This is a genomic window from Paenibacillus profundus, from assembly GCF_021369635.1.
Lineage (GTDB): Bacteria > Bacillota > Bacilli > Paenibacillales > Paenibacillaceae > Paenibacillus_B > Paenibacillus_B profundus.
Genome location: NZ_JAJNBZ010000003.1, coordinates 68,653 through 95,221 on the forward strand (window position 1 = coordinate 68,653; position 26,569 = coordinate 95,221).

Below are 26,569 nucleotides of genomic sequence, written 5' to 3' on the forward strand. Positions count from 1 at the left end.
TACTGAACGGCATATGCCTTATCCTCACTGTTCTCCTTCCTGACCGCAGGGGAGATTGGACATATGGACCATTGCACGGATGCCCTACAGCATTTATTAAAAAAAAGGATCTGTTAAAGGTAAATGTTGATATTTAATGCTTGTCCGAAATCCTGTTATAATCAGTATGAGAACAAGTATTCGGGGAGGTTATCAAGGTGAGCAAAGCGTTTAGCAACTTGTTAAAGTATATCGACAAATTACCACATACCAAAAAAGAACAAGTATATCAATGGGTTAAACGCTATGTTGAACCTTCTTCCTCTGCTGGTGGTCGTTTAATCAATGAAATGAGAGAAACTCGCTTCAAAGAAGGATTTGAGTGTCCTCATTGTTCGTCAGAACACGTTGTTCGGTTCGGAAAATATAATGGTCGGCAACGGTATCGCTGTAAATGTTGTTGCAAAACTTTTACTGACACAACCAACACTGTTTTGTATCGCACACGAAAAGGTAACGAATGGATTACATTTGTAGAATGTATGTTCAAAGGATATTCTCTGCGAAAATCGGCTGAAATCGTAGGGGTTACTTGGGTTACGCTTTTTTATTGGAGACATAAACTGCTAAACTCTCTGAAACAAATGGATTTTGAGCGTTTTGAAGGTATCGTTGAAATTGACGAGACCTATTTTCTATACTCCCAAAAGGCACAATGAGGCATTACTGAACGCAAAACTCGAAAGCGTGGGGGAAAGTCTAAACATAGGGGAATAAGCCACGAACAAGTTTGTGTTCTCACAAAATGTCAATGGTCTCCATTCCCGTCTAAAACAGTGGATAGACCGCTTTAAAGGCGTGGACACAAAGTATCTTGATAATTACCTTGCTTGGTTTTTATTTGTCGATAGTCGTAGTAACGAAAGCACTAAATAACATATTAAGGAATTTCTATTAACTTCATTTGTATTTGAAATGACAGATACTTATGATAGTTTGCGTCTCTCTAAATTCTCCGTAATTTGAGGGATTTTGTTGAATATGATAAAATTAGATGAAAAATATTAGATGAAAGAAGAGGAAATAGTGAAGCGGTTTACCATTTATTTTATTTCATTGTTATCGCTAATTATATTATTGAGTGGATGTAGTCTAAATGCTGATTCAAAAACAGATTTGTTTCAATATAAGAATTCATATGTGGGTGACAACAGTGCTGTTGGGAATATCGTAAAAGAATTGACACATAACAAAGAGTTGAATCAAATTTCACTTGAGACCAAGAAAGAACCATACGGAATTACTTTGGAATACAAAGATATTGATGCGAAAAAAGTAGATAAAGAAATGAAAGAAACTGTTATAACAAACTCTACATTTCTTTTTGCTTTAATCAAAAATGTAGATTGGATTACATTCAAATTTCCAGACCAAGAATTCACAGTAACAAAAGAGAAATTACAAGATTGGTACAACAATAAATTGGATGGGTTTGAAAATGAACAAGACTTAAAGAAACTGATACAGGAACACCTGAAGTCTGAGGAATCAGTTAATCAGTTTTTTCACCAGTAAAAAATAAGAGTGCTCTGGATAAAAGCACTCTTATTTTTAGACTTTATCAATAACTAACTTTAACAGAGCCAAAAAAAAGGAAGGTTGTCATTCTGAATAAAAGGGAGAGTGAGGCAAGAGAGGGAACAGGCATACTTTCTTCGAGCAGGGTAAAGTGATGAAGTACACTTTATAGCTTCACAGAACTAAATCATTCTTTAAAAACAAAAAAGCCGTCCCGAAGGATGGCTAAAAGAAACAAACAGGGCGGGAGGCCGCTTCTATCGCTTGGCGACTTAACGAATCCATGTCATTGCACGGAAACCTCCCCTGTTCATTTCGCAGTTACACAGCTACAACGTCAATTCGACCTCATGCACACCCCGTTCATCCCTCAGCGGAATGAACGGGCCTTCTTCCCCAAAATATTGCTCCAAATTGAGCTCATTCCCATCAATAGCCAGCTTGGTCAGACCCTCAGCAGGACGGGACGGACTGCACTTGCCAGCTGGATTGTTAACCTGAATCTGATATTCCGCGTCCCCATAGCGGTAACGGACGGAGAACGCCGGCCAGTTTTTCGGAATGCATGGGCTAATAACCAGCTTGTCCCCGCGGCGGCGAATACCAAGGATCCATTCCAGCCCGGCTTGGTACATCCAACCCGCTGCGCCTGTGTACCAGGTCCATCCGGCATGCCCTTTATGGGGCTCTGCCGAATAAATATCGGCCGCCATGACGTAGGGCTCCCCGTAGTAGCGATTGATCTCGGCCGGAGTCATCGTATGGGTAATCGGGTTCAGCATATGGAACAGCTCAAATGCCTTATCCCCGTCGCCAAGCATGGACCAAGCGACAATGCTCCATATGACCCCATGCGTATACTGCCCCCCGTTCTCCCGGATGCCAGGCGGATAGCCTTGTATGTATCCGGGGCTCGGTTCCGTCTTGTTAAACGGCGGTGTTAGGATATAGGCCATCTCCAGATTGCGGTCCACAAGCTCACGGTCGAACGAATTCATGGCCCACGCGGCCTTGTCTGCTTCCGCGAGTCCGGAAATAACCGACCAGGACTGGGCGATGGAGTCGATCCGGCATTCCGCTTGGTGCACGGAACCAAGCCATTGCCCCGCATCGGTGAAGGCTCTGCGGTACCATTGTCCGTCCCAGCCGTGCTCATTGAGCGCAATTTTTAGCTTGCCGACGACTTCAAGGTACCGTGCCGCTCGCTCCGTGTCTCCACGCCGCTCGCATACTCCGGCGAAACGGGTCAGCACATCTCCCATGAACCAGCCGAGCCAGACGCTCTCGCCGCGGCCTTCCGCTCCGATGAGGCTCATGCCGTCATTCCAGTCGCCGATGCCCATGAGAGGCAGGCCATGTTCGCCGAACCGCTCCAGACTGTGGTCAAGCACGCGCAAGCAGTGCTCATAGACCGTTCCTGTTTCGCCGGATAGGACCGTCTCCTCGTATCGTTCATGCTCCCCTTCGCGCAGAAGCTCACTCTGCAAATAAGGAGCGATTTCCTCCAACAGACTGTCATCTCCCGTATGCTCCAAATACCGGCTCGCGGCATAAGGCAGCCAGAGCAGATCATCGGAGAAACGGGTGCGGATACCCCGATGCGTTTCTTCGTGCCACCAGTGTTGGACATCCCCTTCCTTGTACTGGTGGGAAGCATGAATGATAATCTGGGCTCGGGTCAAATCAGGACGGCAGTGCAGCATGGAAAGGGAGTCCTGCAGTTGATCCCGGAAGCCATATGCGCCCCCGGCCTGATAGAAGGCCGATCGAGCCCACATTCTGCAGGACAGCGATTGATATAGGAGCCAATTGTTGAGCAGCATATCCATCTCTTTGCTCGGCGTGGACACTGCCACTGTTCCCAACACCCCGCTCCAAAATTGCCGTATCTCTTCATAGGCTTGCTCGCAAGCAGCGGGTTCGCGGTATTTACGCAGCCACTTTTCGGCCGCCTGTACGGAATCGTCGCAGCCTAACAACATATAAATCGTCCGCTCCCCGCCAGGTTCGACGGCAAAACGGGTCTGCACGGCACCGCAGCTATCGCTCACCGGACCGGCCGCACCCGACAATCGGTCCCGATCGAGCGCTGCTGGTTGCTCCGCCGTCCGGTTCCGTCCGATGAATTCCTGCCTGTCCACCGTCCAGGACGTCTCCCGTATGGAGGCATCGGCTGCCGCAGACGGTTCATCCTGTGCGGATGCTGCGGGATACACCGCAAGGAAGGCCGTCGCATCGCGGAATGTATCCTGGTACGTATTGCGTGCAATCAAGGCCTGCACCGATCCGTTCCACTCGCTCACGATATGCGAGGCGTTGTTATGACGATTCACGCCTAGCACCCACTCTGCATAGTACGTGACGGACAGCTCCCGCTGTTCGTCTGACGGGTTGCGCAAGTGCAGCTTCATAATTTTGATCGGATCGTCTACAGGCACGAATACAGTCAGCTCCTGATGGAGGCCGCCGCTGTCATGAGCATAGCGTGAATACCCCATGCCGTGAGCGACACCGAATGGAACTCCCCCTTCCATCCCAACATCTCTGTTGGGAGAGCCGACGAGCCAATATTCGCCGCTCTGCTCATCTTTGAGATAGCACGCCTCGCCCCGAGGATCCAGCGCAGGATCGTTAGACCAGGGGGTCAGCTTGCATTCCCGGCTGTTGCGCCACCATGTATAGCCCGTGTTCAGCTCGGATACAAGGCATCCGAAACGTGGATTGGCCATGACGTTAATCCACGGTGCTGGCAGGAAGCGGTCATCCTTGAGCACCATTCGATATTCGCTGCCATCTGGAGAGAAGCCGCCCCATCCGTTGAAGAAGAGGAGCGACTTGGAATCTAGACGCTCGATGCCCTTAGTCACCATGGATGAAGGGGAATCAGCTTGCGTGTTCACTGCTTTAAGGCGCTGCTGCTTCGTTTTCCCCGGATTCGCGTTCAATTGGCTTACTGGCTTGTGATTCGCCTCTGCCTGTATTTCATCCTCTCGTACTAATGTCCTGTCCCGCCATCCATCTGCTATGTTTTTGCTTGTGTTTATACCAGTCAAGCTTTCATTCTCCTGAAGAGCATCCGACTCATGCGTATCCGACTGGTGTGCTTCCGGCTCATGTGCTTCCGGAGCGTGTTCTTCCAGATCGCTCGCCTCCGCCACCTTCAGCTGTGCCTTCAGGCTCGGCCCATCCGCTCGCAGAACGACGCGGGCCGTAGCGAACAGCAGAGCGCGATCCTCATCCGGCAATCCAGCCGACGCTACGAGATATGCGCTTCCGTGATCGGTGCGGTAACGGTTCAAGCTGTGCTCGATGCTGCGCTGCAGGCTCTCCTGCACATTTTGCTGGTATCCTTCGAGCGCTTCGTTCAGCACGACCACATCAAGAAACAGCCCTTTGCGGAGCAAATATTCGTGGCCTGACAACAGCTTATGGATAAACGGCAAATGAATCGCATCAGCGATCGTGACAAGCACGATGGGCCGATCCCCTGATACGCCATATGCCCACAAGCCGGATTGGGCCTTCGTGTTGGCCGCGATGCTCGTCTCCTGCTCTATATTCAATGGCGCGGAATATAACGCACGACTCGCAAGCACATGATACACGGCTGCATCGGCTGGGCTCATCTGCATATTATGCAGTTCAATTTGGGCATGGGTCCAGGCATGCTCAAATACCCGCTCCGCCTCTGCCTTCCGCGATAAAGTCCGCGCAAGCGCAATCGCCTCCTCACGCGACTCGGCCACCCCGGTGACGGCGTACAGCTCAATGCGTTCACCAGCTTGCAGCGTAATTCTTCTCCGCATGATGAACGCCGGATCAGCCACCGATCCGACCGCCCCGCCTAAGCGGGAACGCAATCCCTTCGGTGCGGCAAGCGTATGTCCCCTGCCGATGAAGCGAGCCCGGTCCGTCTCCACTTCCGGCGTGTCGGACGCCTCTCCATCCGTAAAGATGTGGAACGCCCACAACGCCTGCTCGCCTTCGCTCCGCGGCCGCTTGCGCGCAAGCAAGCAACGGGCTTCCGCATCATACTCCGTCTCGATGAACAGCTTCGTGAACGCGGGATGGGCCGCATCTGCATCTGGTCGCGCCAGCGCCAATTCAAGGAAGGTGGTCACTTCAAAGGTGCGGGTGTCTGCGCCAGCATGGTACAGCGTCAGCTTGCGCATCTCCGCATCGGCATCGGGAGATACCGCGATTTCCAATGTGGTCTTCATCTCCCCGTCCGTCCGCTTGAATAGCGCCTTCTCCAACGAGAAATGCGCATCAGCAGTAGATGATGGCACGCGGCAAGGCTGAAAAGTCGGCGACCAGCACTCGTCCCGCTGCACGTCCCGAATGTACATATAGCTGCCCCAATCATCCTTCACCGGGTCTTCCCGCCATCTGGATACGGCCAGCCCTTGAGACCGCAGCTGTCCGCTGCCGCTGTTCGTGACCACGGTCGTGAACGAACCGTTGGACAGTATCACTGCTTCCGGCACTGGCGTAGCGGCAGACGGATAGAAGCGGACCGGTGAGGCCTGTGGCTTCTCCGACTGCGCAATGCGCTGGCGGGGCACAGCCTCGAGGCGCACCTGCGCTGGCTTGGCCGGAATCCGCTCCTGCAGCAGCAATTCGGCCGCCTGAATGCGTTTATCCCGATGGAAACGCTCGATCATATTATGGTCATGCAGCATATTTGCGATGGTCAGCAGGCTCATTCCCTGATGATGGGCCATGAAGCTGCGAATGATCTCGGCCTTGCTGCCGTCCGGCATTCGTTCCGGCGTGCAGTCGATCGCCTCGTAGAAACCGTATTTTCCCCGGGCCCCCATCTTCTCCATCCAGCGCAAATTGTCCATGCCTTGAGCAACCGCATATGGAAGCGCCATGACTGCCGCATACGGCGCCAGCACCAAATCCTGCTCCAGCCCCCGCTTGAAGCCGAGGCCGGGAACACCGAATGCCCGGTACTGATAGTTCTTCTGGTAGTCGAAGGCATAATATCCCGATTCCGAAATGCCGAACGGAACACCGCGTTCCATCGCATACGCCATCTGCTGACGAACTGCGCCCCGATACGTGCTGTCCCATATTGTTTTTGGATAGGTGCGCATCAAGAGCCACGGCATTAAATATTCGAACATCGTTCCCGACCAGGAGACGAGCGTCGTGTGTCCGCCTTGACTGCGAGCGGCCCGCCCGAGCGCCATCCAGTGGGACACAGAGATTTGCCCCAACGCGATCGCGACAAAGCTTGTCTGTCGCGCTTCCGACGCGAGGAGGTCATACAACACCGCGTCACGCTCTCCGCTGGCGGCATGATAGCCTAGCACGAACAGCTTTGCCTTATGATCGTAAAGCGGTCGGAAATCGGTCCCAGTAATGAGCGCCTCCAAGCGTTCTAACAGCTCCCGGCCGCGTTCCAGTATTTGATCCGGCCCGTCGGATGCCCCCTGCTTGAGCTTTTCCAGTTCCGCCGCAAATTCAAAATGAAGATCATCCCTGCCATATGGATCGATTCGCTTGCGCTCAGAATGTGATTTCCCCGAAAATTCCTTCAGCAGCCATTCCGCCACCCCTTGCTTGACAGTGATGAGGCTGGCCACAAAGTTGCCGGAATCGACCGTGGACACATACACAGGAATGAGCGGCTTGAGAGTAAGCGTGTCGTACCAGTTGAACAAGTGCCCGTTCCACTTCTCCATCTGCTCTACGGTATGGATGGTTCGTTCCAGACGCTCCAGAAGCTCGGCCGAGTTAATAAATCCGAAGTCCCGCGCGGTCAATGACGCAGTCAGCAGGAATCCGATATTGGTCGGAGAAGTACGGTGCGCGACCCCATTGAGCGGATCGAGCTGCACATTATCCGGAGGGAGCCAATGGTCTTCGGCCACCGTATAATCCTCATAGAACGCCCAGATTTGCCGAGCCAGCTCCCGCAGATCACGTTCGTCGTGCACGGACAAGGGTTCGCGCTCCTCCGGTTCCGCTTGGTCCAGCCAGCGGATGACTACCGGGGCCATTGCCCAGAGCAGGCATAGAGCCAAGCCAATACCCGCTATGTATGGATCCGGCTGCAGTATGGAAGCAGCAGCTACGAGCAGCACAAGCACATAACCCGCCGTCATCCCCAGGAGGGGCGGATGTACATTCTCCCGATTGCTGCGCTCGATGTGCGAAGAACTCGTCCACTCCAGCAAGCGGCGATTGCTGATTGATAACCGGTACAAGGTTCTGGCGATGGCATCAGCCATCAGCACCGCTTGGAAAGGCAAGGCAAGCAAGACGAGCCCCGCATGAGCCGCCGCCATCCCTATTCCCCTTGGATGCCATCCCGTTCTAGGCAGATTCACCAATTGACGCACGATGGGAATGAGCATCGTCGCAAGCACAACGGCCAGCCACCTCCAAGGCGTGCCAGGAAGGACGGTGAAACCGAGCAGCAGCGCGAATAAGGCGATCGGCAGCAGGCTGCGCCGCAGGTTATCGATAATTTGCCAGCGCGTAATGAAGGACAAGTCAACGGGCAGTAGTTCGCCGCGGCGGCTCTCCATCTGGGGAAAAAGCCAGCCGAGCAGCTGCCAATCTCCACGTACCCAACGGTGAAGCCGCTTCTGATAAGCGATGAACTTGACGGGATGATCATCGATAAGCTCAACATCCGTCAGCAAGCCTGCCCGTAAAAATCCTCCTTCGAGCAGATCATGGCTCAGCACCCGGTTTTCGGGAATGCGTTCACACAATGTTTCCGCAAATGCATCCACGTCAAAAATGCCCTTCCCGGTAAAAATCCCTTCGCCTAAAGCATCCTGATACGGATCCGAGGCAGCGAACGAATACGGATCCACGCCTGGTGCGGACCATAAACCGGCAAGCCTCGATTGCAAAGCCGATTCCAGATGGATTCCGATCCGAGGTTGAAGCACCCCATATCCTTCAACGACCCGGGAGCGTTGCTCATTCAGACGGGGTCTGTTATAAGGCAGATGCAGGGCTCCAATCATGCGATGGGCGCTTTCCAACGGAAGCTGAGTATCCGCATCCAGCGTGATAATGTAGCGGATGCGCGGCAGCACCGCGGTATTTCCGTATGTATAGTCGTAGCTTGTCTCGTTGCTGCCCTTCAGCAGCTCGACGAATTCCACAAGCTTGCCGCGCTTCCGTTCCCAGCCCATGTACACTTCTTCGCCAGGATTCCACCGTCTGCTGCGCTGATAGAGATGAAACGTCGTTTCATTCGAGCTTGAATATCGCTTACAGAGCATTTCCATCTTCCCTTTGGCATAAGCGGCCAATCTGTCATCCTCGGGAAGCCTTTCCAGACGGGAGTCCGTAAAATCCCCCAGGATCGCATAATGGATATGGGGACTCCGATTCGCTAAGTAATGGATTTCAAGGCGGTCCACCATCTCGTCCACTTCTTCATGGGAAGACCAAATGACTGGTATAACGACCATCGTCGCGGCTTCAGCCGGCACTCCGGCAGAGAAATCGTAGCGCAGCAGCGTATTCGGACGAATGGCGCATTCGATAATAAAGTGAAGACCTGTCACCGCCCATTCGCTGGCCGGGAGCGCCAAGGCCAACACAACGATAAGCCAGCCCCATGGAGTGATTCCCTGCCCCCCGCCAATGATGAACGCCAAGGCAATCCAGAATGCCGCAAACAGACAAGCGAGCAGCGTCATATAGGATGTCTTGCCACGGCCCAAGAGCCGGTTACCAGGCAGCGGCCGGGGCTTGCTGCATTTCTTCAAGGAGCGTTGGAGCTCGCTTACTCCTCGGGGCTCGAATAGGTAATAGGCCAAGAACGAACGCCGTGGCATAAGATCGGCAGTCGATACAGTCGATGCGCTCGACGTTTCCGTTGGACTCGCCTGTTCTGCCGATATTGATTCCACCGCCATTCCCACTGGCATGGCAGGAGCTTGCTCCGCAAGCACAAGCGCTTCCCGTGCAATCAGATTCTCCTGTACCCCGAGCCGCCGGGCCAATACTTCCACCCGGTGACGGATCGTTCCTCGGCTGCCCGCATCCAGCTTCGGATACGTATCTGTCCGGTCTTGACGAAGGGTTTGCTCCACCAAGCTGATGTGAACGAATGCGTCCTCCCACGACCAGCGCTCGTTCTTCCGCAGGCCGCTGATGAGATGACCTGCCTTCCGTTGATAAGATGCCTGCAGCTGCTGCTCATACGTAACAATTTGGTCCAGATCCCGACCCCCGTTTTCGAACTGGCAGATCAACCATTCCCGTACGGAAGCGGTATGGTCGGCCCACTCACGCAGATGGGATATTAAATGGACTGCCCATGCCCCGGATAGAGGGAAGGACTGCCCCTCCTCCTCCAGCTTGGCGCCGAGCGATTCGGTATTCCACGCGCCGGGTTCGAACTGTCCGAGCAGCCGTTCGACGTCCATGCAGATTGCTCTTCTATCTTGCACCTGAAGCATGACATCCGTGAGCTGATGAATGAGCGCAAGGCGCAGGAAAAGAGGGATTGACCACGCTTCCGCAACGGTCAGAACCGACACTTCCTGATAGGCATTCACAAACTCAACGAGAGACGTTTCATCCAGCACGCCATCAACGAGCGCGATATATTCACCGCAAATCGATTGAATGCGATATTTGCGCTCCTTGCGCAAATAAGGCAAATTGTCTAGCAGCGCCCCGGTGAAGTGCTGCTGCACACCTTTTACTTGATCTCCGATAAATTCAATATTATCAAGCAGCCAATCCTCTGCAGGCTGGGTGCAGCTTGCTGGATGAAGCTGCAGATGGTTAGCAAACGCTCGCAGCGATTCCAAATCTGCTTCTATTAGCTTCAACAGACTTGTGCGAGAGCGGTCGCTTCGTTTTGGTGCATGCTGTAACGCCAGCTCGCGTGCTTTGTGGCGAAGTTCATCACGATTATCAACCATTAGGGCCTCCGAAAATCAATTTAATTAAGATTCCACGTTTTCATATGATTTCCGAAAGGCAATGATTTTATGGGATTGTATGAAAATAGATATTAAAAAACCCGAAGATATGAAACATCCTCAGGTTTTATCGCTTCGCGATGACAAAGGATACGACCCGCCCCTGTGTGGGCTCGATGCCGATATCGTAAGTCGCGTTGCTGCGTTTATTTCTAAATACAACATGTGAAATATCATGTCGCAATGCACGTTCGCTAGAGAGCAACTCCAATTCTCCCGCCGAGGCGTGCAGCTGCTGCACCACATAATGACGGGCTTCTGATTCCAAGCGCTTCATTTCCGTTCTCGCTGGCGGCGACTTCATCGTCTTGCGCGATACACCGAGTTCGTAAAAGTCACCTGTTTTCAAATCCAATTCACCGTAAAAACGTTCGATTCCCCCTGCGGATGCTGCTTGTTTCGGTAAGCCGACAAACATGACATGACCGGGGCATGCCTTGCGTTTCCCGGAGCCTCCCATGCGTCTGGTGAAGCCATACTTCATGTTCCACTGTCCGATATCGATCGAGAGATCAAAATACCGCTTCAATCCATTAACGGCTAATTGCTGCATCCTGCTTTTGTCGATCGCTTTCTCCTTACCGTACGCTTTGACTGTTTCGCTTACTTGATGGTACGTATCTGTCACCGCTTGTCCGCATCCCGTTAGCACAAGGCATATGATTACGGTTCCCGCGAGCAGCACCGCTGTTTTGTTCATCCGTTTTTCTCCCCTTGTCCCTTATCTTGCCTATATAAGACGCGCGGCGCCCCGCTTTCCCCTTCCTTGAGCATTAAGCCCGCCTGGATAGCGAGACAGGACACACATGCACGTCCCCTTATAAGCATAAAAGATGTGAACGAAAGAGTCATGCGATTCGGATTACATTCAGCTTACAATATTGCAACGTACTCCCACGTACGAAAGGAGGAGTAGGCTGCGGAGTCGGGAACGCTCAACCCCCGCCGACCGGAATTTGAAGCGCCTGTTCCACATATTCAATCATAAAAAAGCCTCCTCACGTTCATTCAGCCCCATCCTTACCAATGACGGCTGTGGCTGGGCTGCTGCCACTATATGTGCAGCCGCATGAGAACGTGAGGAGACTTTATGTGGTTCGTTGTAATCACCATCGTATTATGCCGATTGCGCCGATTCCAATGCTCTCCGGCATAGAAATCGAACATGGGCCAATGCAGCCGGTTTGACCTCTTCAAAGGTGACTTGATCTTGAATATAAAAGGAGATGAATCCGTGCATAGCAAGAAATAAACTGAGCGGAATATTATGGCGCTCTTGATCGGAATGCATATTGCTTGTCAGGGACTGTCTTACGATGGTTGAAAACGTCTCTAAACAGCGCCCCTGTTCCGTCCGGGCATAGGCAAGCAATTCCTCATCCCGCGTCATGAACATAATCTCATAGTGATGAGGGTGTTCCAGTCCAAATCGGACAAACTCCATCATCACTTGCTCCATCTTGGACAAGCCATCGGAAGGAGCTTGGTTGACAACACGTTCGAACAGCCGTCCCAGGCGCATGAAATCCTCTTGGACGAGAGCGTAAAACAGCTCGGCTTTATCTTTAAAATGATAATAAAGCGAACCATGACTATAACCTAATTGTTGGCCGATACTTCGCATGGAGATGGCTCGGTACCCTTTCGTAACGAACAGATGGCGCGCCACTTCCAAGATTCGCTCCCGCGATAACTCTTGATCCACTGCTTTTCTTGCCATAGCGGTTGTTCTCCTTATTCCCCTTCAATGTAATATAGCGGGTCTCCCTTCCGAATTACAGCCTGACCTTGCGTCAGATCCGTCATCCATGCGATAAACTGCTCGCACTCGGATACGACGGGCAAACACGTCAGTGTCACCTTATCGGTAAATTGCGTTTCTCCCATCCGCGTTTCTTTATTTCGCAACTCATTTTCCAATTTGCCGAGCCATGTATAATCGATTTCGACAAATACTTCTTGATGCAATACGTTCTCTATCGCTTCAGCGGCTTCAATCGCTGCTACGGCACCGTCTGAGTAGGCACGTATCAGGCCGCCGGCCCCGAGCAGAATGCCTCCGAAGTAGCGCGTGACGACGATAGCCGTATCTTTCAGGCCTTGGTTCTTCATCACTTCCAAGATCGGTTTCCCTGCGGTTCCGCTTGGTTCGCCGTCATCCGACGCCTTCTGGATTTCATCGCGCTCCCCAATAATGTATGCGGAGCAGTTATGAGTTGCATTCCAATGCTTCTTCTTCATATCTTCAATAAATGTAATCGCTTCCTGTTCGGTAGTTACCGGTTTTCCGTAACCAATGAAACGCGACTTCTTAATGACTATTTCCTTGCTGCCTAATTGGCGCACGGTCTTGTAACGTTCTAACAAGGGACTCACCTTCTTATTGCCAAGAAAGCAGTTCCCCATAACGGTGAACTGCTTTCATCGGCTTGTCGCTTATCTTAGCTGTGTTGACTGGCGCCGACCCGATTAACGGGACAGTCTCGCTTCCAATGCCGCCTTCTCTGCTTCATAGCCTGGTTTGCCAAGCAAGGCGAACATATTTTTCTTGTAAGCTTCAACACCTGGTTGGTCAAATGGATTAACACCGAGCAAATATCCGCTGATTCCGCATGCTTTTTCAAAGAAGTATACCAAATAACCGAACGAATACGGTGTCATATCCGGAATTGTTACAATCAAGTTCGGAACGTTGCCATCTGTATGAGCGAGCATCGTGCCTTCAAATGCCTTCTTGTTGACAAAGTCCATCGTCTTGCCCGCCAAGAAGTTCAGTCCATCCAAGTCGTCCGCATCTTCATTAATCGTCACGTGATGAGCAACCTTATCCACTTGAATGATGGTTTCGAACAAGTTGCGCGTTCCTTCTTGAATGAATTGTCCCATGGAGTGAAGATCCGTCGAGAAATCGACTGCCGCCGGAAAAATTCCTTTGTTGTCTTTCCCTTCGCTCTCACCGTATAGCTGCTTCCACCATTCAGACACATAGTGCAGGGCAGGCTCGTAGTTCACGAGAATTTCCGTAGTCTTGCCCTTGCGGTACAACGCGTTGCGCACAGCCGCATACTGGTAGCTCAAGTTTTCCGACACATCCGGATTGTTAAACTCTACAGCTGCATCCTGCGCGCCTTGCATCATTTCGTCAATATTAATGCCTGCAGCCGCAATTGGCAATAGGCCTACAGCAGTAAGTACGGAGTACCGTCCGCCAACGTCGTCCGGAATAACGAACGTCTCGTAGCCTTCTTCTGTTGCCAGCTTCTTGAGCGCGCCTTTCTCCCGGTCCGTCGTTGCATAGATGCGGTTCTTCGCTTCTTCTTTGCCGTATTTCTTCTCCAGCAATTCACGGAAGATACGGAATGCAATCGCTGGTTCTGTCGTCGTGCCTGACTTGGAGATGACGTTGACTGAGAAATCTTTGCCATCAATCAGCTCAAGCAGATGCGTAATATAAGTCGAGCTGATGTTGTTGCCAGCGAAATAAATTTCTGGCGTCTTACGCTTGTCCTTCGGCAGCATGTTATAGAAGGAATGTCCAAGCATCTCAATCGCAGCGCGCGCGCCTAAGTATGACCCGCCGATACCGATGACAATCAGCACATCGGAATTGGACTGAATGCGCTCGGAAGCCGCTTTAATGCGTGCGAACTCCTCTTTGTCATACGCGGAAGGCAGATCGATCCAACCTAAGAAGTCGGAACCTGTGCCTGTCTTATTATGTAATTGCTCATGCGCCAAGCGAATGGGCTCTTTAAAATAATCAATTTCATGCTGACTAACGAACGTCAACGCCTTGCTGTAATCAAAGTGCACTTTTTTTGTCATCGTACACCCTCCTCGAGTATTGGTTGACTTTGCCACTTTAACCCACGAAAATCAAGATATAGTCCTAGAATACTGGATTTTGGACGGAAACACAAGGGAACGCATCTTATTGAAAAGGTTTACACGATAAAACATATTTATAGCATTGCACAAAATCAAGTATGAATGCGCTATCAGGCAAAAAAAATACCGCCGCTTCGATGTGTCCCCGCGCTTCTTCCGAGTATGGTACACTATCATCAGACAATCAGTTTACACTAACGCGAGGTGAACCGTGTGAATAACGTAGCAGTATTGGGATTGGGAACAATGGGAGCGCCGATGGCCGCGAATTTGATTCGAACAGGATTTGCCGTGACGGTGTATAACCGTACGCCAGAGAAGGCTAAGCCGTTGCAAGCTCTAGGCGCTGCGGCGGCCTCCACGCCGCAAGAAGCGGCCGGGCATGCCGATGTCGTCATCACGATGGTAAGCGATGACCGCTCGATAGATGCAATCTATTATGGCACAGATGGCCTGATGACAAACATTCGAGAAGGCCAGATTATTATCGATTGCAGCACGATTTCTCCTGTGCTCGTGAAGCGTTTGGCTGACGACTGCCAACAGCGCGGCGCGCAGTTCCTCGATGCGCCGGTTACCGGCAGCAAGCCGGCTGCTGTCGACGGCACGCTCGTCTTCATGGTCGGCGGAGACGCGGAAGCGCTTCAAGCCGCCATGCCTGTCTTAGAAGCGATGGGACGCAAAATCGTCCATATGGGGCCTACAGGCAGCGGCTCAATTACGAAGCTCGCCCACAATACGATCGTAGGCATCAACAATGCCGCGCTGGCCGAGGGTTTCTCTATCGTCGCCAAAGCTGGAGTTAACCCGAGCGCCTTCTTGGACGTCGTCAAGAATGGCAGCGCCGGAAGCAAAGCAGCCGAGCTGAAGGGCGAGAAGATCATCGCGGGCGACTTCGACAATCAATTCTCGCTGCAATTGATGCTCAAGGATTTGAAGCTCGCATCCGTTTTGACGGAGGACATGCAGTCCCCTTCTCCAATGCTCGATGCCGCCAAGAATTTGTTCCAAATGGGACGAACCGCTGGCTTCGGCGAGAAAGACCTGTGCTCTGTCGTGAAAATGTATGAGCAATGGATTGGACATGCCATCGGGCAAAACAAGTAAGCTGCTTATCGGCAGTAGGTCCATGATGAAAGGGAGTGAGCGGGGGAAATCCGCCACTCCCTTGTTTTATGTCACAGAAAGCTGCAACATTCATCTCTTCCACAGCATGCCTCTCTTTAATCAGTCCTTATGCCCACTCTCCCATTCCTTCAGAAGAAGCCGTCACGCGCTCATTCCTGTGTATGGTTTCCTTTTACATCTTCTGGATATCAAGCTTGCTTTTCAATCTTCTTCTTAGCAAGATTTCCCTTGAACGGGAAAATGAAAAAATAAGAAGAGCGAGCCAAATCAGCATAAACGCCAGCAATTGCGGTGTGCTAAAGGGCTCATGAAACAAAAACAACCCCAAAAGCAGCATGATCGTCGGCGCGATATATTGAAGAAAGCCTAGCAGCGTGAAGGAAATTCGTTTGGCCCCAGCGGCAAATAACAGCAAAGGGATGGCTGTCACAACGCCTGCCCCCATCAGCAGCAAGATAATCGATACATCCCTTTCCCATAAAGAGACGGAGCTGTGGTCGAAAAAGAACAGAAAAATAAGGGCAAATGGCGTCATGATGAGTGTTTCAATCGTCAGTCCCGTCCACGCTCCAATGGAGACCTTCTTTTTAATCAAGCCATAAAATCCGAAGGTGGAAGCCAAGGTTAACGCGGCCCAAGGGAAGGTTCCGTAATACAAGGTCAAACACAACACACCGCCTGCCGCAATAGCAACGGATACCCACTCAGCCTTGTTTAAGCGTTCCTTCAAGAAGAATGTGGCAAGGAAGACATTTAGCAGAGGATTAATATAATACCCAAGGCTCGCTTCAACCACTTGATTACTCTCTACTGCAAAAATAAAAACCAGCCAATTGATGCTGATCAAAACCGAGGCCAAAATCATGCTCATGGCCTGTTTTTTATGGGTAAACACGTATTTCATTTCTGTGGCTACCATCTTTAGTTTTCCTAGAAGCAAAAGAATAAGGAGCATAAACACCAATGACCAAATGATTCGGTGAGCCAACACCTCTCCGGCAGGAACGGATCCAACCGATTTCCAATAAATGGGCAGAATACCCCATAAAAGATAGGACAAACCCGTTGCCAGCACCCCCATGGAATTCTGGCTTTGCTTTATTTTCATTGCTATCCCTCGCTCTACCCTAGATGTTCATCTAAAAAATCTCCTTCTACTATATCAAAATTTAGATATAACTGGGGAGTATTTTGTAAGCCTATCATTTTTATTTGGTATTTCCCATATCATTTTGCTCAAATATGGTTGTAAACACAAGACTAAAATAGTAATATTTTCCTATAAAGAGAATTAGGAGGTGTTATTAGGAAATAAAGTTACGAATGAAGATACTCCTCGAAATATCGCCTGTCTTGCCGCATCATCGAGACGTACGTTCCTCTGGTGTCCTGTATGAATGACTCTAGCAGCATAATCACAGAAAAGAATAGCAGAGTTTTTTAAACTCTGACAAGGAGGGGGCCTGTTTATGAACCGCAGACTGTCGCTTTGTGTTATATTCTTTATTCTTTTTTACTCCCTATCAAATGCGAACTTATTAAATGCCCACGTGCAAACCAGTGAATTCAAAAATGAATTTACAGACATGAGCCTGCTGCAGGATATGATTCACGGGAGCAGTCAAAATGATTATCCGATCGTGCTTGTACACGGGTTTGGGGGATGGGGAAGGGAGGAGATGCTTGGTTTTAAGTACTGGGGCGGATTCAGCGATATCCAAGAAGATTTACGCCATTACGGCTATTCCGTCTTCACTGCCGCGGTAGGGCCTGTTTCGAGCAACTGGGATCGGGCCTGCGAGCTGTATGCGCAGATTAAAGGAGGGACCGTGGATTATGGAGAGGCCCACTCGAGCTTGTACAATCATGCGCGATATGGAAGAACGTATGAGGGGTTGTACCCTGAGTGGGGAGAGATCGAGCCGGACACCGGAATACCTAAGCGAATACATTTGATCGCCCATAGCCAAGGGGGACAAACCGCACGTTTGTTAATACAATTGCTTCAGGACGGAGACGCTTCGGAACGTGATGTCACCCCGGAATTCAGTTTATCGTCACTATTCAGTAACACACAGGAATCGCTCGTGAGCAGCCTTGTTGCCATCGCCTCTCCGCATGACGGTACCAGTTTAACGCATTTTATTGATGGAATCGCTCCCTATGCACAACAAATCATAGGATTGGCCGCCGCAGTAGCCGGTAATTTGGAGCATCCCGTTTATGATTTTAAATTGGATCAATGGGGTCTGAAAAGATTACCTGAGGAGTCGTTTCTCAGTTATTCCTCACGCATCTACAACAGCGGCATTTGGAGAACCTCTAAGGATATTTCCCAATGGGATCTAAGTCCAGATGGCGCAAAAGAATTCAACGAACGGGCAAGGGCGCAGCCACACGTCTACTATTTCTCGGCGGCGGCGGAGAAAACATTCGAAGTGCCGTTCTGGGGGCGGCATGTGCCGAAATTATTCATGAATCCTTTTTTGCACCCATCCAGCTTTTTTATGGGCTCTTATACCTCTGATATCCCTGGGCGCGTAACAATCGATCATGAATGGTGGCAAAATGATGGTTTGGTCAATACGATTTCAATGAGCGGACCGAGAAATGGATCAAACGATCAAATCGTTGCTTACAGCGGGAAACCGCAAATCGGGAAATGGAATTATCTCGGATTAATGGAATCTTGGGATCATGCGGATACTGTTGGGCTTGGGACAAAAGATACGCGCGGATGGTACCGCGATATAGCTGATATGCTCGGATCTTTGCCGGCTGATTAACACGAACGGCCAAGCCAAAAAAAAGACCGCTGCAACGGGCATCAGACATCAGTCTGTTTACCGCCCGTTGTAGCGGTCTTACACATATCACATTATGCTGTGCTGATTATACATCTCTGCAAGCATTACAGTTACAGCATGCGTGGAGAAGTATTTCAATTGCAAGCGTTGAGCGTTACAGCAAAGCTTTCACGCGGCTGACAACATTCTCCACTGTAAAGCCATACTCGCTCATGACGCGGTCTCCAGGTGCGGATGCGCCGAACGTCGAGATGCCAAGTATGTCGCCTTGGTCGCCAACATAACGTTCCCAACCGAATGGAGAAGCCATTTCTACAGCGAGACGCGCTTTCACCCCTGGAAGCAATACGGAATCTTTGTATTCCTTCGATTGCTTTTCGAACAGATCCCAGCTTGGCATGCTGATGACACGAACTTGAATGCCTTCTTCAGCCAATGCTTGCTGCGCGCGCACTGCCAATTGAACCTCGGAGCCTGTTGCGATGATTTGCGCTTGCGGCTTGCCGTCCGCAGCGTCAGCCACGACATACGCACCGCGAGCGATGCCTTCGCGGGCACCCTCTGCAGTAGCCTCCAAAATTGGCAGGTTCTGACGAGTCAGCACAAGCACTACCGGATTGCTTGTGTTCTGCAGCGAGTACGCCCATGCGGCAGATGTCTCGTTGCCATCGGCAGGACGGATAACCGTCACGCCCGGAATGATACGAACGGATGCAAGTTGCTCAATCGGTTCATGAGTAGGACCGTCTTCGCCGACAGCGATACTGTCATGCGTCAATACATAAGTTACAGGCAAGCCCATAATGGAGGACAAGCGCACAGCTGGACGCAGATAGTCTGTGAATACAAAGAACGTGCCGCCGAACACTTTAACGCCGCCGTGCAGCGCCATACCGTTCATCGCAGCAGCCATCGCGAATTCGCGCACACCGAAGTACAGGTTGCGGCCTTCGTATTGGCCAGGGCGGAACGTAGGCAGGTCGTTCAGATGGGTCATCGTCGAGCTTTCCAAGTCAGCAGATCCGCCCGTCAAGAATGGAATGTTTTTCGCCAGACCGTTTAACGCGTTACCGGAAGCGACGCGAGTTGAAACCGCTTTGTCGCTGGATGTGTACGTTGGCAAGTCAGTATCCCAATTGTCAGGCAGTTGGCCGCTAATCGCTGTGTTGAACTGCGCAGCCAAGTCCGGATACGCTTGCGCGTATTGCTCGAACTGCTTATTCCAAGCCTCATTGGCTTGTACACCTTTATTTTTCACATTCTGTTCGAAGTGAGCGTACACTTCCTCCGGCACGAAGAAGTCTTCGTGTTCCCAATTGTAGAATGCTTTGGTCAGCTTCGTTTCATCTGCACCAAGCGGCGAGCCGTGCGTTCCGCCGTGACCGCCCTTGCCCTGCTTGTTCGGGCTGCCAAAACCGATAACCGTCTTCACCTCGATTAGGGTCGGCTTGTTGTGTTCTGTCTTCGCCAGTTCCACTGCTTGAGAGATAGCAGCCAAGTCGTTGCCATCTTCCACAAGCAGCGTATGCCAGCCATACGCTTCATAACGCTGGCGTACGTTTTCGCTGAAGGAGAGATTGGCTTCTCCGTCAAGCGTAATATCATTCGAATCGTAAAGCACGATTAATTTGCCTAACTTCAAATGGCCTGCGAGCGATGCCGCTTCGCTTGCCACACCTTCCATCATGTCACCGTCGCCACAAATGGCAAACGTATGATGGTCGATTACATTATATTCGTCACGGTTATATGTGGCGCCCAATTGCGCTTCAGCCATGGCCATACCGACGGCCATCGCAATCCCTTGTCCCAGTGGACCAGTCGTTGCGTCAACTCCGGCCGTATGTCCGAACTCGGGGTGCCCTGGAGTCTTGCTGCCCCATTGGCGGAAATTTTTAATCTCTTCCATCGGAAGACCATAGCCGCTAAGGTGCAGTAAGCTATACAATAACATAGACCCATGACCTGCTGACAACACAAAGCGGTCGCGGTTGATCCATGTCGGATTGGAAGGATTGTGCGTCATCGCTTTCGCGAACAAGTGATACCCCATCGGTGCGGCGCCCATTGGCATACCAGGATGTCCCGATTTCGCTTTCTCAATTGCATCGATAGCCAACGTACGGATAGCCGATACCGAAAGCTGATCGATGTTAGTTTGATTTACAGTCATTGCTGATTTCCTCCTTAGACTCCTGCTCTTCACAAGTTGATATTTAGGATGAATTGAGAATGCGTAATGCTCAACTTGTACTCTGCCCCATTTTGCATTATTGTACCATTACTCACCTTTCGATGCCACTTTAACGTAGTAAAAAATACGTGCAGCATCGCTCCTCAGCTGGAAGCAGCATCATTCTACTGTCATGATAATCCACCCTATCCGAATTGAACCTGTTATACCATCAAATTCTGCTGCATGCATATCCCAAATCTTTACCTAGGTAAAGATAATTGGTTATTCGAAAAATTTTTCTCCTGCTAAAGTTTTGTTGCGGCAACAGATGATCTCGTTGTCCGTATGAATTTAAGAGTTGGAGAGGGAGGTCGCTATCTGGGTCTAATTTCTGGATAGGTGCCGGCCCTATTGATATTGTTCATTTAGATAAGTATGGTAATCTGACTGCACTTAAACCAGGACAACTTACTGTGGTTGCTACTTTATCTCCTGATACAAGAATTCTCTAATATAAAGTAGTGCAAAAAGAGCCGTGGGATTTATCCTACGGCTTTACTCATTTTTTCGCTCAAAGAGATATTAATCACTCGTTCAAGAAAAATATGGTATGATAAATAGGCAATAGAATGGCTTTATGGGCGGTCGGCTAATCTCCCGGAAGGGAGGTGATGCTAGTGAGCGTATACGAAGCACTATCCGTTATGTTCCAATTTGGACTTTGGATATTCGCGTTACTGACGTTGATCATAACGCTGCTTATATACCTGCACAAAAAGAAATAGACCGCCCTCGCGAAAGGTACGCGGTCTATTTCGTGTTACTTCCGTAGCCTGCCGCCCTTAAAAGCGGCTATTGCACTGGAGTCGTGTTACCGCACGGCTCCTTTTATAATTATATGATAGCATTTTGCTTTCCAAACGTAAACTTGAAAAACATTATGTTTTTCAAGTCCCGTGCTCATCTAAGAGCTGGTACCATCTAAATGCTCACACCAGCGCCCTCTTCGTAATTGCCACTTCAGGCTTACAATGGGGATTTATAAAAGAACCGCGGGATACTTTCCTCAGCGGCTCTTAGAGGGTTCCAGAATCTGCTTCACCGTCAGATTCATTTCCAGCATACACCATGTCCTATTTTTTGTGAACGGATGCCTTCTTTTTCTTCCCGTTCCATTTCGCCCAGTGCTCGAACCGGAGCGTATGCACTTCCATTTATTTGGTACTTTACAAACCGACTCCAATTGTAGATGTCTTATGATATGAAACGTGTTTCAATTCTTCATAAATTCCCTTCTACCCCCTACATTCTCAAAACCCTTAACAATGAATTGCTTTATGGATCCGGGGATTGTTCCAGAAGTATACGACTCTTTGCGTGAAGATACCTCCGAAGAAGCCAACTACTATTTCCGTGACCTAACATGTTTCGAATGAAAAAAAGAGCCCACCGACGTGGATAACGTTAGTGAGCGTTTGTTATTGTATATAATGCGTGGATTTATATTATTTCAATCCTCAATATTCCAGATGGTGAATATCTCTTACCATAAAAACTCAAAATACTGTGCACTCCATGATATCCTCGATTGACTACCTTCAGAGTCTGACCAACATGTCCATTAAAAGCTATGTGGCTAACTGGATCGCCAGTTGTTACAAAGTTAATAGGTTTTTTGTAATCTATCACTTTTACCCAATCTTTTTTTGCTATTAAAGCATCGTAATCATCCTGACCTTTAAGGTTCGGGTTCCAAAATCCAGCCGCGTTAATGTCTCAGCATTTCTTAATCTCGATTGAGGAATTAAATTTTTTTCCTTGATATGATATGCCATGTTTTGAGCTAGCCAACCGCCATTTTATATTGTAATCCGCAGTTCACCTTGTGTTTTTGGTTTCAGTGAATTGCTATAACCAAGCATACAAGGATTGCCTTCAGCATAGTACTAGACAATGATGACAATTTTCGATTTTAACCCCTTAACCCCTGTATATGGCTGCAGGATTATCCAGAAGACATCCAGCGGGCCGCCCACCCGAAGACGGACAAAGAAAAAAACAACTTACCATATATACTTAATTTCATTTGATTTAACGTTATCTTATCTTTAAAACACATCGTCATTGCGCTTCGTTGCAGCACAAAAAAGGGCCATACCCTCGAGCAGAAAGATACGCTCTTACGGTACAGCCACTACTATTTATTAATTGAATACAACAGTCTTATTCTGATATACGAGAATCCGGTCTTCAGTATGCCAGTGCACGGCACGGGCAAGAACGACACGTTCAATCGTGCGGCCGATTCGCTTTAAGTCATTCACGTCAGCACGATGTGTCACGCGCTCGACATCCTGTTCGATAATCGGACCGCCATCCAGCTCTTCCGTCACATAGTGGGCGGTTGCGCCGATCAGCTTCACACCTCGCTTGAAGGCTTGTTGATAAGGCTTGCCTCCGACAAAGGCTGGCAAGAACGAGTGGTGAATGTTAATAATCCGGTTCGGATAACGCTCGATAAACTTCGGTGAAATGATCTGCATGTAACGGGCCAAAATGATAACATCCGCTTTCCCTTCCACCGCTTCAAGCTGCAAACGCTCTGCTTCCGGCTTGTTGTCCGGATTCACCGGAATATGAACATACGGAATACCAAATGATTCCACATAGTCCTTCATATCCGGGTGGTTGCTTACGACCATCGCAATGTCCGCATCCAAATCACCTGCTTGCCATTGCCACAACAGCTCGACTAAGCAATGATCTTCTTTTGACACAAAGATCGCGAGGCGCTGCTTCTGACTGACTCGTGAAATACGCCACTGCATATTAAAATCTTCAGCAATCGCTTGGAAATCCGACTCCAACAGAGTCATGCGCTCCTCTAGCTGCTCCATGTCGAACTCAATGCGCATGAAGAACATGCCGCCCTCCGGATCCATCGTATACTGATCGGATTGAACGATATTAGCTCCGTGCTCATAGAGAAAACGAGACACCGTCGCTACAATCCCCGCACGATCCGGGCATGAAATGAGCATGCGCGCGCGGTTATGTGAATGTTCTCCGGCCTGCTGCCGGGCATGTACCATTGTATGTTGATGCGTCATGAATGTGACTCCTCCAGTAAAATGCCTTAGTAGCTGCGCTCGGCTGCTATTCTTTCACTGCTTGTCCAGCAAACCACGCGGTAAATCGGTGGTTAATCTCTTCTTCCGCCAGGTTGGGGAACAGATCAGACTCGACCACCATATCATAAAGGCGTTCCATCGGTTCGCGCGGATCCGCTTTCTTTGCCTTGGCGTCATTTTTCAGCAGACTCCATGTATCCAAAACGAATGCACGGTGTTCGATATCCTGCTCTTTGAAGAAATGACCCAAACGCTCTACGTCTTCAAAAAATTCTCCGCCGAACCGTTCTGCCGCATCTCCGCGCAAGAGGGCGATTTCCGCCTCATACATCGGACGCTGCTTCTTCGCATCTTTCCCAATCCATGGCGTTTCGAGAATAAACGGACGCCCCTTGAGTCCCTCATGATGAACGACTCGCTTGATGCCGTCAAATCCAATCCATCCTGCCCCAATTGGAGCGTGACGGTCTTTGCCTGCGCCTGTAGGGTTCTTGCTATCGTTGATATGAACGATAGCAATGCGATCCAATCCGACCAACCGATCGAATTGTTCCAGCACGCCGTCCAAATCATTGACGATATCGTAACCAGCATCGTGAATATGGCATGTATCCATACAAACAGTTAAGCGCTGATTGTCTTCCACCTTATCAATAATCGCCGCCAATTCCTCGAAGCTGCGGCCGATTTCCGTGCCTTTGCCAGCCATCGTTTCCAAGGCGATATTCACATTCGTTTCCTTCGTATTGCGCAGCACCTCATTTAAGCCTTCCGCAATCCGGTTCACGCCATACTCGGCATCCTTGTCTGTATAGGCGCCAGGATGAAGCACAATATTCTGTACGCCGATGCAGTCTGTTCGGCGAATTTCTTCCTGAAGAAAATTAACAGCCAATTCAAAGGTATCTGGTTTGTAGGAGCCAAGGTTAACAATATACGGGGCATGCACGACAATTTCCTCAATACCGTGCTGTGCCATTAATTCTTTACCCTCTTCAATATAGAGCGTCTCAATCGGCTTGCGTCGAGTGTTCTGTGGCGCGCCGGTATATATCATGAACGAGCTGGACCCATAAGATACGGCTTCCTTCGTCGCAGTCAACAGCCCTTTATCGGAAAAAGAAACATGTGAACCTATTTTTAGCATAAGGCAACTCCTCTCAGATCATTACCCCTTATTTTACAAGGTATATCGAAATAAATCTAGGAATGCGGTATAATTCCTAATAGACTACTTGTAAAATGTACCACATGCTTGTGAGGTGAACCTATGCTTAACACATTCGCTTTTTTTCCGCTGACAACCGACGTGCCGAATAAATGGTTCATGAACTCGATAGCTTTCTGGACCTTTGTGCTGCTTGGGCTTATGGCTATCGGAGGCTTCTTCATGTTCCGCAAGTTCATGAAGGTACTGCCGATGAATGACGGCAAATCGAAGCTGGACTGGCAAAATTACTGGGTGGAACGAAGCCGGGAGCTATGGACCGACGATGCCAAAGCTTTCTTGGAGCAGCTGGTCGAGCCTGTTCCCAAAGCTTTCCGAGATATCGCACGCCATTCGATTGCAGCCAAGATCGGACAGGTCGCCGTGGAGAGCGGCGCTTCGGAGGTAACGCGTGATCATTGCATTCAAGGCTACATCATTGCGACACCGAAGCGTGACTACCGCAGCTTGGTCCGATTTTTGGACAAAAATGAAATCGATTACGCGCCATTCAAGCACCTGCTCAACAAATAATTTTCATCACGCCAGTCAATCGCTGTAGAACACATCCGAGGTTGAAATGACCATTCCCCACATTTGAGGATGTCGACTTTCAACCACTTTAAGAGGTTGTTCAAAAAGCCCCTTTTTGAACACGCATTTTTAAGGAGGGATAACGATTGAAAATGATGATATGCGGCGGTTCCGGCCTCGTCGGTAAAACGCTGTATAAGGCTTGGCTGCAGCAAGGGCATGAAGTCATCATTGTATCCCGCTCCCGTACCAAGCTAGTTATAGAAGACCAGCACCCTCAAATATCCATAATTAGCTGGTCTGAATTGGCCTATGCTCCGGAACACTGCCACGACGTCGATGTCGTCGTCAATCTGGCCGGTGAAACGATCAATCAGCGCTGGACCGATATGGCGAAGAACCGTATTGTTGCCTCACGCGTCGTCCCAGCCCGCCGGATAGCGGAATGGGCCCGCAAACTGCCGCAAAAGCTGCCTCTCTTGGTAAGCGCATCCGGCATTTCGGTATACGGCCCTTCGGAGACGGGAACCTTCGATGAGATGAGTCCCGCTGCCGGGGATGATTTTTTGACCGACGTCGTCTATCAATGGGAGGCATCCGCCGATTCCATCCCTGCCGCACGCTGCGTCAAGCTGCGCATCGCCCCGATTCTTGCCAACGATGGCGGCGCCTTCCCGTTAATGAAGCTTCCTTACCAATTTGGAGTCGGCGGACGGATTGGGAGCGGCATGCAGCCGTTCTCCTGGATACATATTGAAGATATGGTGCGATTGATAGACTTTGTCGTTCATGACACCAGTATGGAAGGCGTTGTTAATGCCTCTGCGCCAGAATCGGTTACGAACGACGACTTCGGCCGCACACTTGGCAAAGTGTATCATCGGCCCCATTGGTTCCCGGTTCCTTCCTTCGCGCTCAAGCTCTTATTCGGTGAAATGTCCATGCTCTTGCTGGAAGGCCAACGCGTCTATCCTGCCAAAGCGTTGGAACACGGCTTCACCTTCCAACACGGAACGCTTGAGAAAGCGTTGAGCGCACTTCGCGCTGCAGGACACACTGCAACGTAGACCACTTTCCCAAATAAGCGATCACCACTAGTAATATGAACATGCTGGTCCGCATTCCGGGGTCAGCTCTTTTTTTACTGCATGTCACTCCTCATGCCCAAG

Annotated in this window: 15 protein-coding genes and 1 pseudogene; 7 read left to right on the plus strand and 9 right to left on the minus strand. The window is 50.1% G+C overall.

Features of this window, described 5'->3' with window-relative positions:
* Positions 1-197: 197 nt before the first annotated feature.
* Together LQV63_RS05600 and LQV63_RS05605 are read left to right on the plus strand one after the other, a co-directional pair.
* Positions 198-1,005: pseudogene (locus tag LQV63_RS05600) on the plus strand (IS1595 family transposase).
* A gap of 42 nt (positions 1,006-1,047) precedes the next feature.
* Positions 1,048-1,554: a DUF4825 domain-containing protein gene (locus LQV63_RS05605; RefSeq protein WP_267933917.1), complete on the plus strand. Its 507-nt coding sequence runs from the start codon at positions 1,048-1,050 to the stop codon at positions 1,552-1,554.
* Between the two features lie 332 nt (positions 1,555-1,886).
* On the opposite strand, the gene LQV63_RS05610 is transcribed toward LQV63_RS05605, so the two are convergent.
* The 5 genes from LQV63_RS05610 to LQV63_RS05630 all read right to left on the minus strand — a co-directional run bounded on the left by LQV63_RS05610 (position 1,887) and on the right by LQV63_RS05630 (position 14,354).
* Entirely contained in the window at positions 1,887-10,469 is an 8,583-nt protein-coding gene (locus tag LQV63_RS05610; RefSeq protein WP_233695972.1) for a GH36-type glycosyl hydrolase domain-containing protein, read from the minus strand.
* Positions 10,470-10,596: 127 nt separating this feature from the next.
* On the minus strand, positions 10,597-11,229 hold the full coding sequence (locus tag LQV63_RS05615; protein ID WP_233695973.1) for a hypothetical protein: 633 nt from the start codon (positions 11,227-11,229) through the stop codon (positions 10,597-10,599).
* Positions 11,230-11,646: 417 nt separating this feature from the next.
* The gene (locus tag LQV63_RS05620; RefSeq protein ID WP_019423018.1) at positions 11,647-12,249 is read right to left on the minus strand and encodes a TetR/AcrR family transcriptional regulator; all 603 of its coding nucleotides are present in this window, start codon (positions 12,247-12,249) and stop codon (positions 11,647-11,649) included.
* Positions 12,250-12,263: 14 nt separating this feature from the next.
* Entirely contained in the window at positions 12,264-12,896 is a 633-nt protein-coding gene (locus tag LQV63_RS05625) for a YigZ family protein (RefSeq protein WP_233695974.1), read from the minus strand.
* Between the two features lie 102 nt (positions 12,897-12,998).
* Entirely contained in the window at positions 12,999-14,354 is a 1,356-nt protein-coding gene (locus LQV63_RS05630; RefSeq protein ID WP_019423016.1) for a glucose-6-phosphate isomerase, read from the minus strand.
* Positions 14,355-14,630: 276 nt separating this feature from the next.
* On the opposite strand from LQV63_RS05630, the gene LQV63_RS05635 reads away from it, so the two are divergent.
* Complete coding sequence (locus LQV63_RS05635) at positions 14,631-15,524, plus strand: NAD(P)-dependent oxidoreductase (protein WP_233695975.1); 894 nt, start codon at positions 14,631-14,633, stop codon at positions 15,522-15,524.
* 193 nt (positions 15,525-15,717) lie between these two features.
* Here LQV63_RS05635 and rarD read toward each other — a convergent pair whose 3' ends face one another.
* Complete coding sequence (gene rarD, locus LQV63_RS05640) at positions 15,718-16,653, minus strand: EamA family transporter RarD (protein WP_019423014.1); 936 nt, start codon at positions 16,651-16,653, stop codon at positions 15,718-15,720.
* 361 nt (positions 16,654-17,014) lie between these two features.
* Between rarD and LQV63_RS05645 the strand changes: the two genes are divergently transcribed.
* Positions 17,015-18,331: an esterase/lipase family protein gene (locus LQV63_RS05645; RefSeq protein WP_233695976.1), complete on the plus strand. Its 1,317-nt coding sequence runs from the start codon at positions 17,015-17,017 to the stop codon at positions 18,329-18,331.
* A gap of 175 nt (positions 18,332-18,506) precedes the next feature.
* Here the strand turns inward: LQV63_RS05645 and tkt are convergent, their stop codons facing one another.
* Positions 18,507-20,525: a transketolase gene (tkt, locus tag LQV63_RS05650; RefSeq protein ID WP_233695977.1), complete on the minus strand. Its 2,019-nt coding sequence runs from the start codon at positions 20,523-20,525 to the stop codon at positions 18,507-18,509.
* Between the two features lie 674 nt (positions 20,526-21,199).
* On the opposite strand from tkt, the gene LQV63_RS31975 reads away from it, so the two are divergent.
* Positions 21,200-21,313 carry a putative holin-like toxin gene (locus LQV63_RS31975; RefSeq protein ID WP_157259650.1) on the plus strand — a complete coding sequence of 38 codons (114 nt, stop codon included), beginning with the start codon at positions 21,200-21,202 and terminating at the stop codon, positions 21,311-21,313.
* A gap of 1,419 nt (positions 21,314-22,732) precedes the next feature.
* Here LQV63_RS31975 and purU read toward each other — a convergent pair.
* Together purU and LQV63_RS05660 are read right to left on the minus strand one after the other, a co-directional pair.
* Complete coding sequence (gene purU / locus LQV63_RS05655) at positions 22,733-23,638, minus strand: formyltetrahydrofolate deformylase (protein ID WP_019423010.1); 906 nt, start codon at positions 23,636-23,638, stop codon at positions 22,733-22,735.
* 46 nt (positions 23,639-23,684) lie between these two features.
* Positions 23,685-24,806 (minus strand): deoxyribonuclease IV, encoded by a 1,122-nt coding sequence (locus LQV63_RS05660; protein ID WP_019423009.1) that lies wholly within the window; start codon positions 24,804-24,806, stop codon positions 23,685-23,687.
* Positions 24,807-24,929: 123 nt separating this feature from the next.
* Between LQV63_RS05660 and LQV63_RS05665 the strand changes: the two genes are divergently transcribed.
* On the plus strand, positions 24,930-25,400 hold the full coding sequence (locus LQV63_RS05665) for a DUF2621 domain-containing protein (protein ID WP_019423008.1): 471 nt from the start codon (positions 24,930-24,932) through the stop codon (positions 25,398-25,400).
* Between the two features lie 146 nt (positions 25,401-25,546).
* Positions 25,547-26,467, plus strand: coding sequence for a TIGR01777 family oxidoreductase (locus LQV63_RS05670; protein WP_233695978.1), 921 nt, complete (start codon positions 25,547-25,549; stop codon positions 26,465-26,467).
* Positions 26,468-26,569: the final 102 nt, after the last annotated feature.

Coding starts and splice junctions, on each gene's coding strand:
- tkt (WP_233695977.1), bottom strand. CDS start 20,525: ATGACTGTAAATCAAACTAACATCGATCAGCTTTCGGTATCGGCTATC.
- LQV63_RS05605 (WP_267933917.1), top strand. CDS start 1,048: ATGAAAGAAGAGGAAATAGTGAAGCGGTTTACCATTTATTTTATTTCA.
- LQV63_RS05620 (WP_019423018.1), bottom strand. CDS start 12,249: ATGGCAAGAAAAGCAGTGGATCAAGAGTTATCGCGGGAGCGAATCTTG.
- rarD (WP_019423014.1), bottom strand. CDS start 16,653: ATGAAAATAAAGCAAAGCCAGAATTCCATGGGGGTGCTGGCAACGGGT.
- purU (WP_019423010.1), bottom strand. CDS start 23,638: ATGACGCATCAACATACAATGGTACATGCCCGGCAGCAGGCCGGAGAA.
- LQV63_RS05665 (WP_019423008.1), top strand. CDS start 24,930: ATGCTTAACACATTCGCTTTTTTTCCGCTGACAACCGACGTGCCGAAT.
- LQV63_RS05660 (WP_019423009.1), bottom strand. CDS start 24,806: ATGCTAAAAATAGGTTCACATGTTTCTTTTTCCGATAAAGGGCTGTTG.
- LQV63_RS05630 (WP_019423016.1), bottom strand. CDS start 14,354: ATGACAAAAAAAGTGCACTTTGATTACAGCAAGGCGTTGACGTTCGTT.
- LQV63_RS05615 (WP_233695973.1), bottom strand. CDS start 11,229: ATGAACAAAACAGCGGTGCTGCTCGCGGGAACCGTAATCATATGCCTT.
- LQV63_RS05610 (WP_233695972.1), bottom strand. CDS start 10,469: ATGGTTGATAATCGTGATGAACTTCGCCACAAAGCACGCGAGCTGGCG.
- LQV63_RS05645 (WP_233695976.1), top strand. CDS start 17,015: ATGAACCGCAGACTGTCGCTTTGTGTTATATTCTTTATTCTTTTTTAC.
- LQV63_RS31975 (WP_157259650.1), top strand. CDS start 21,200: ATGCTAGTGAGCGTATACGAAGCACTATCCGTTATGTTCCAATTTGGA.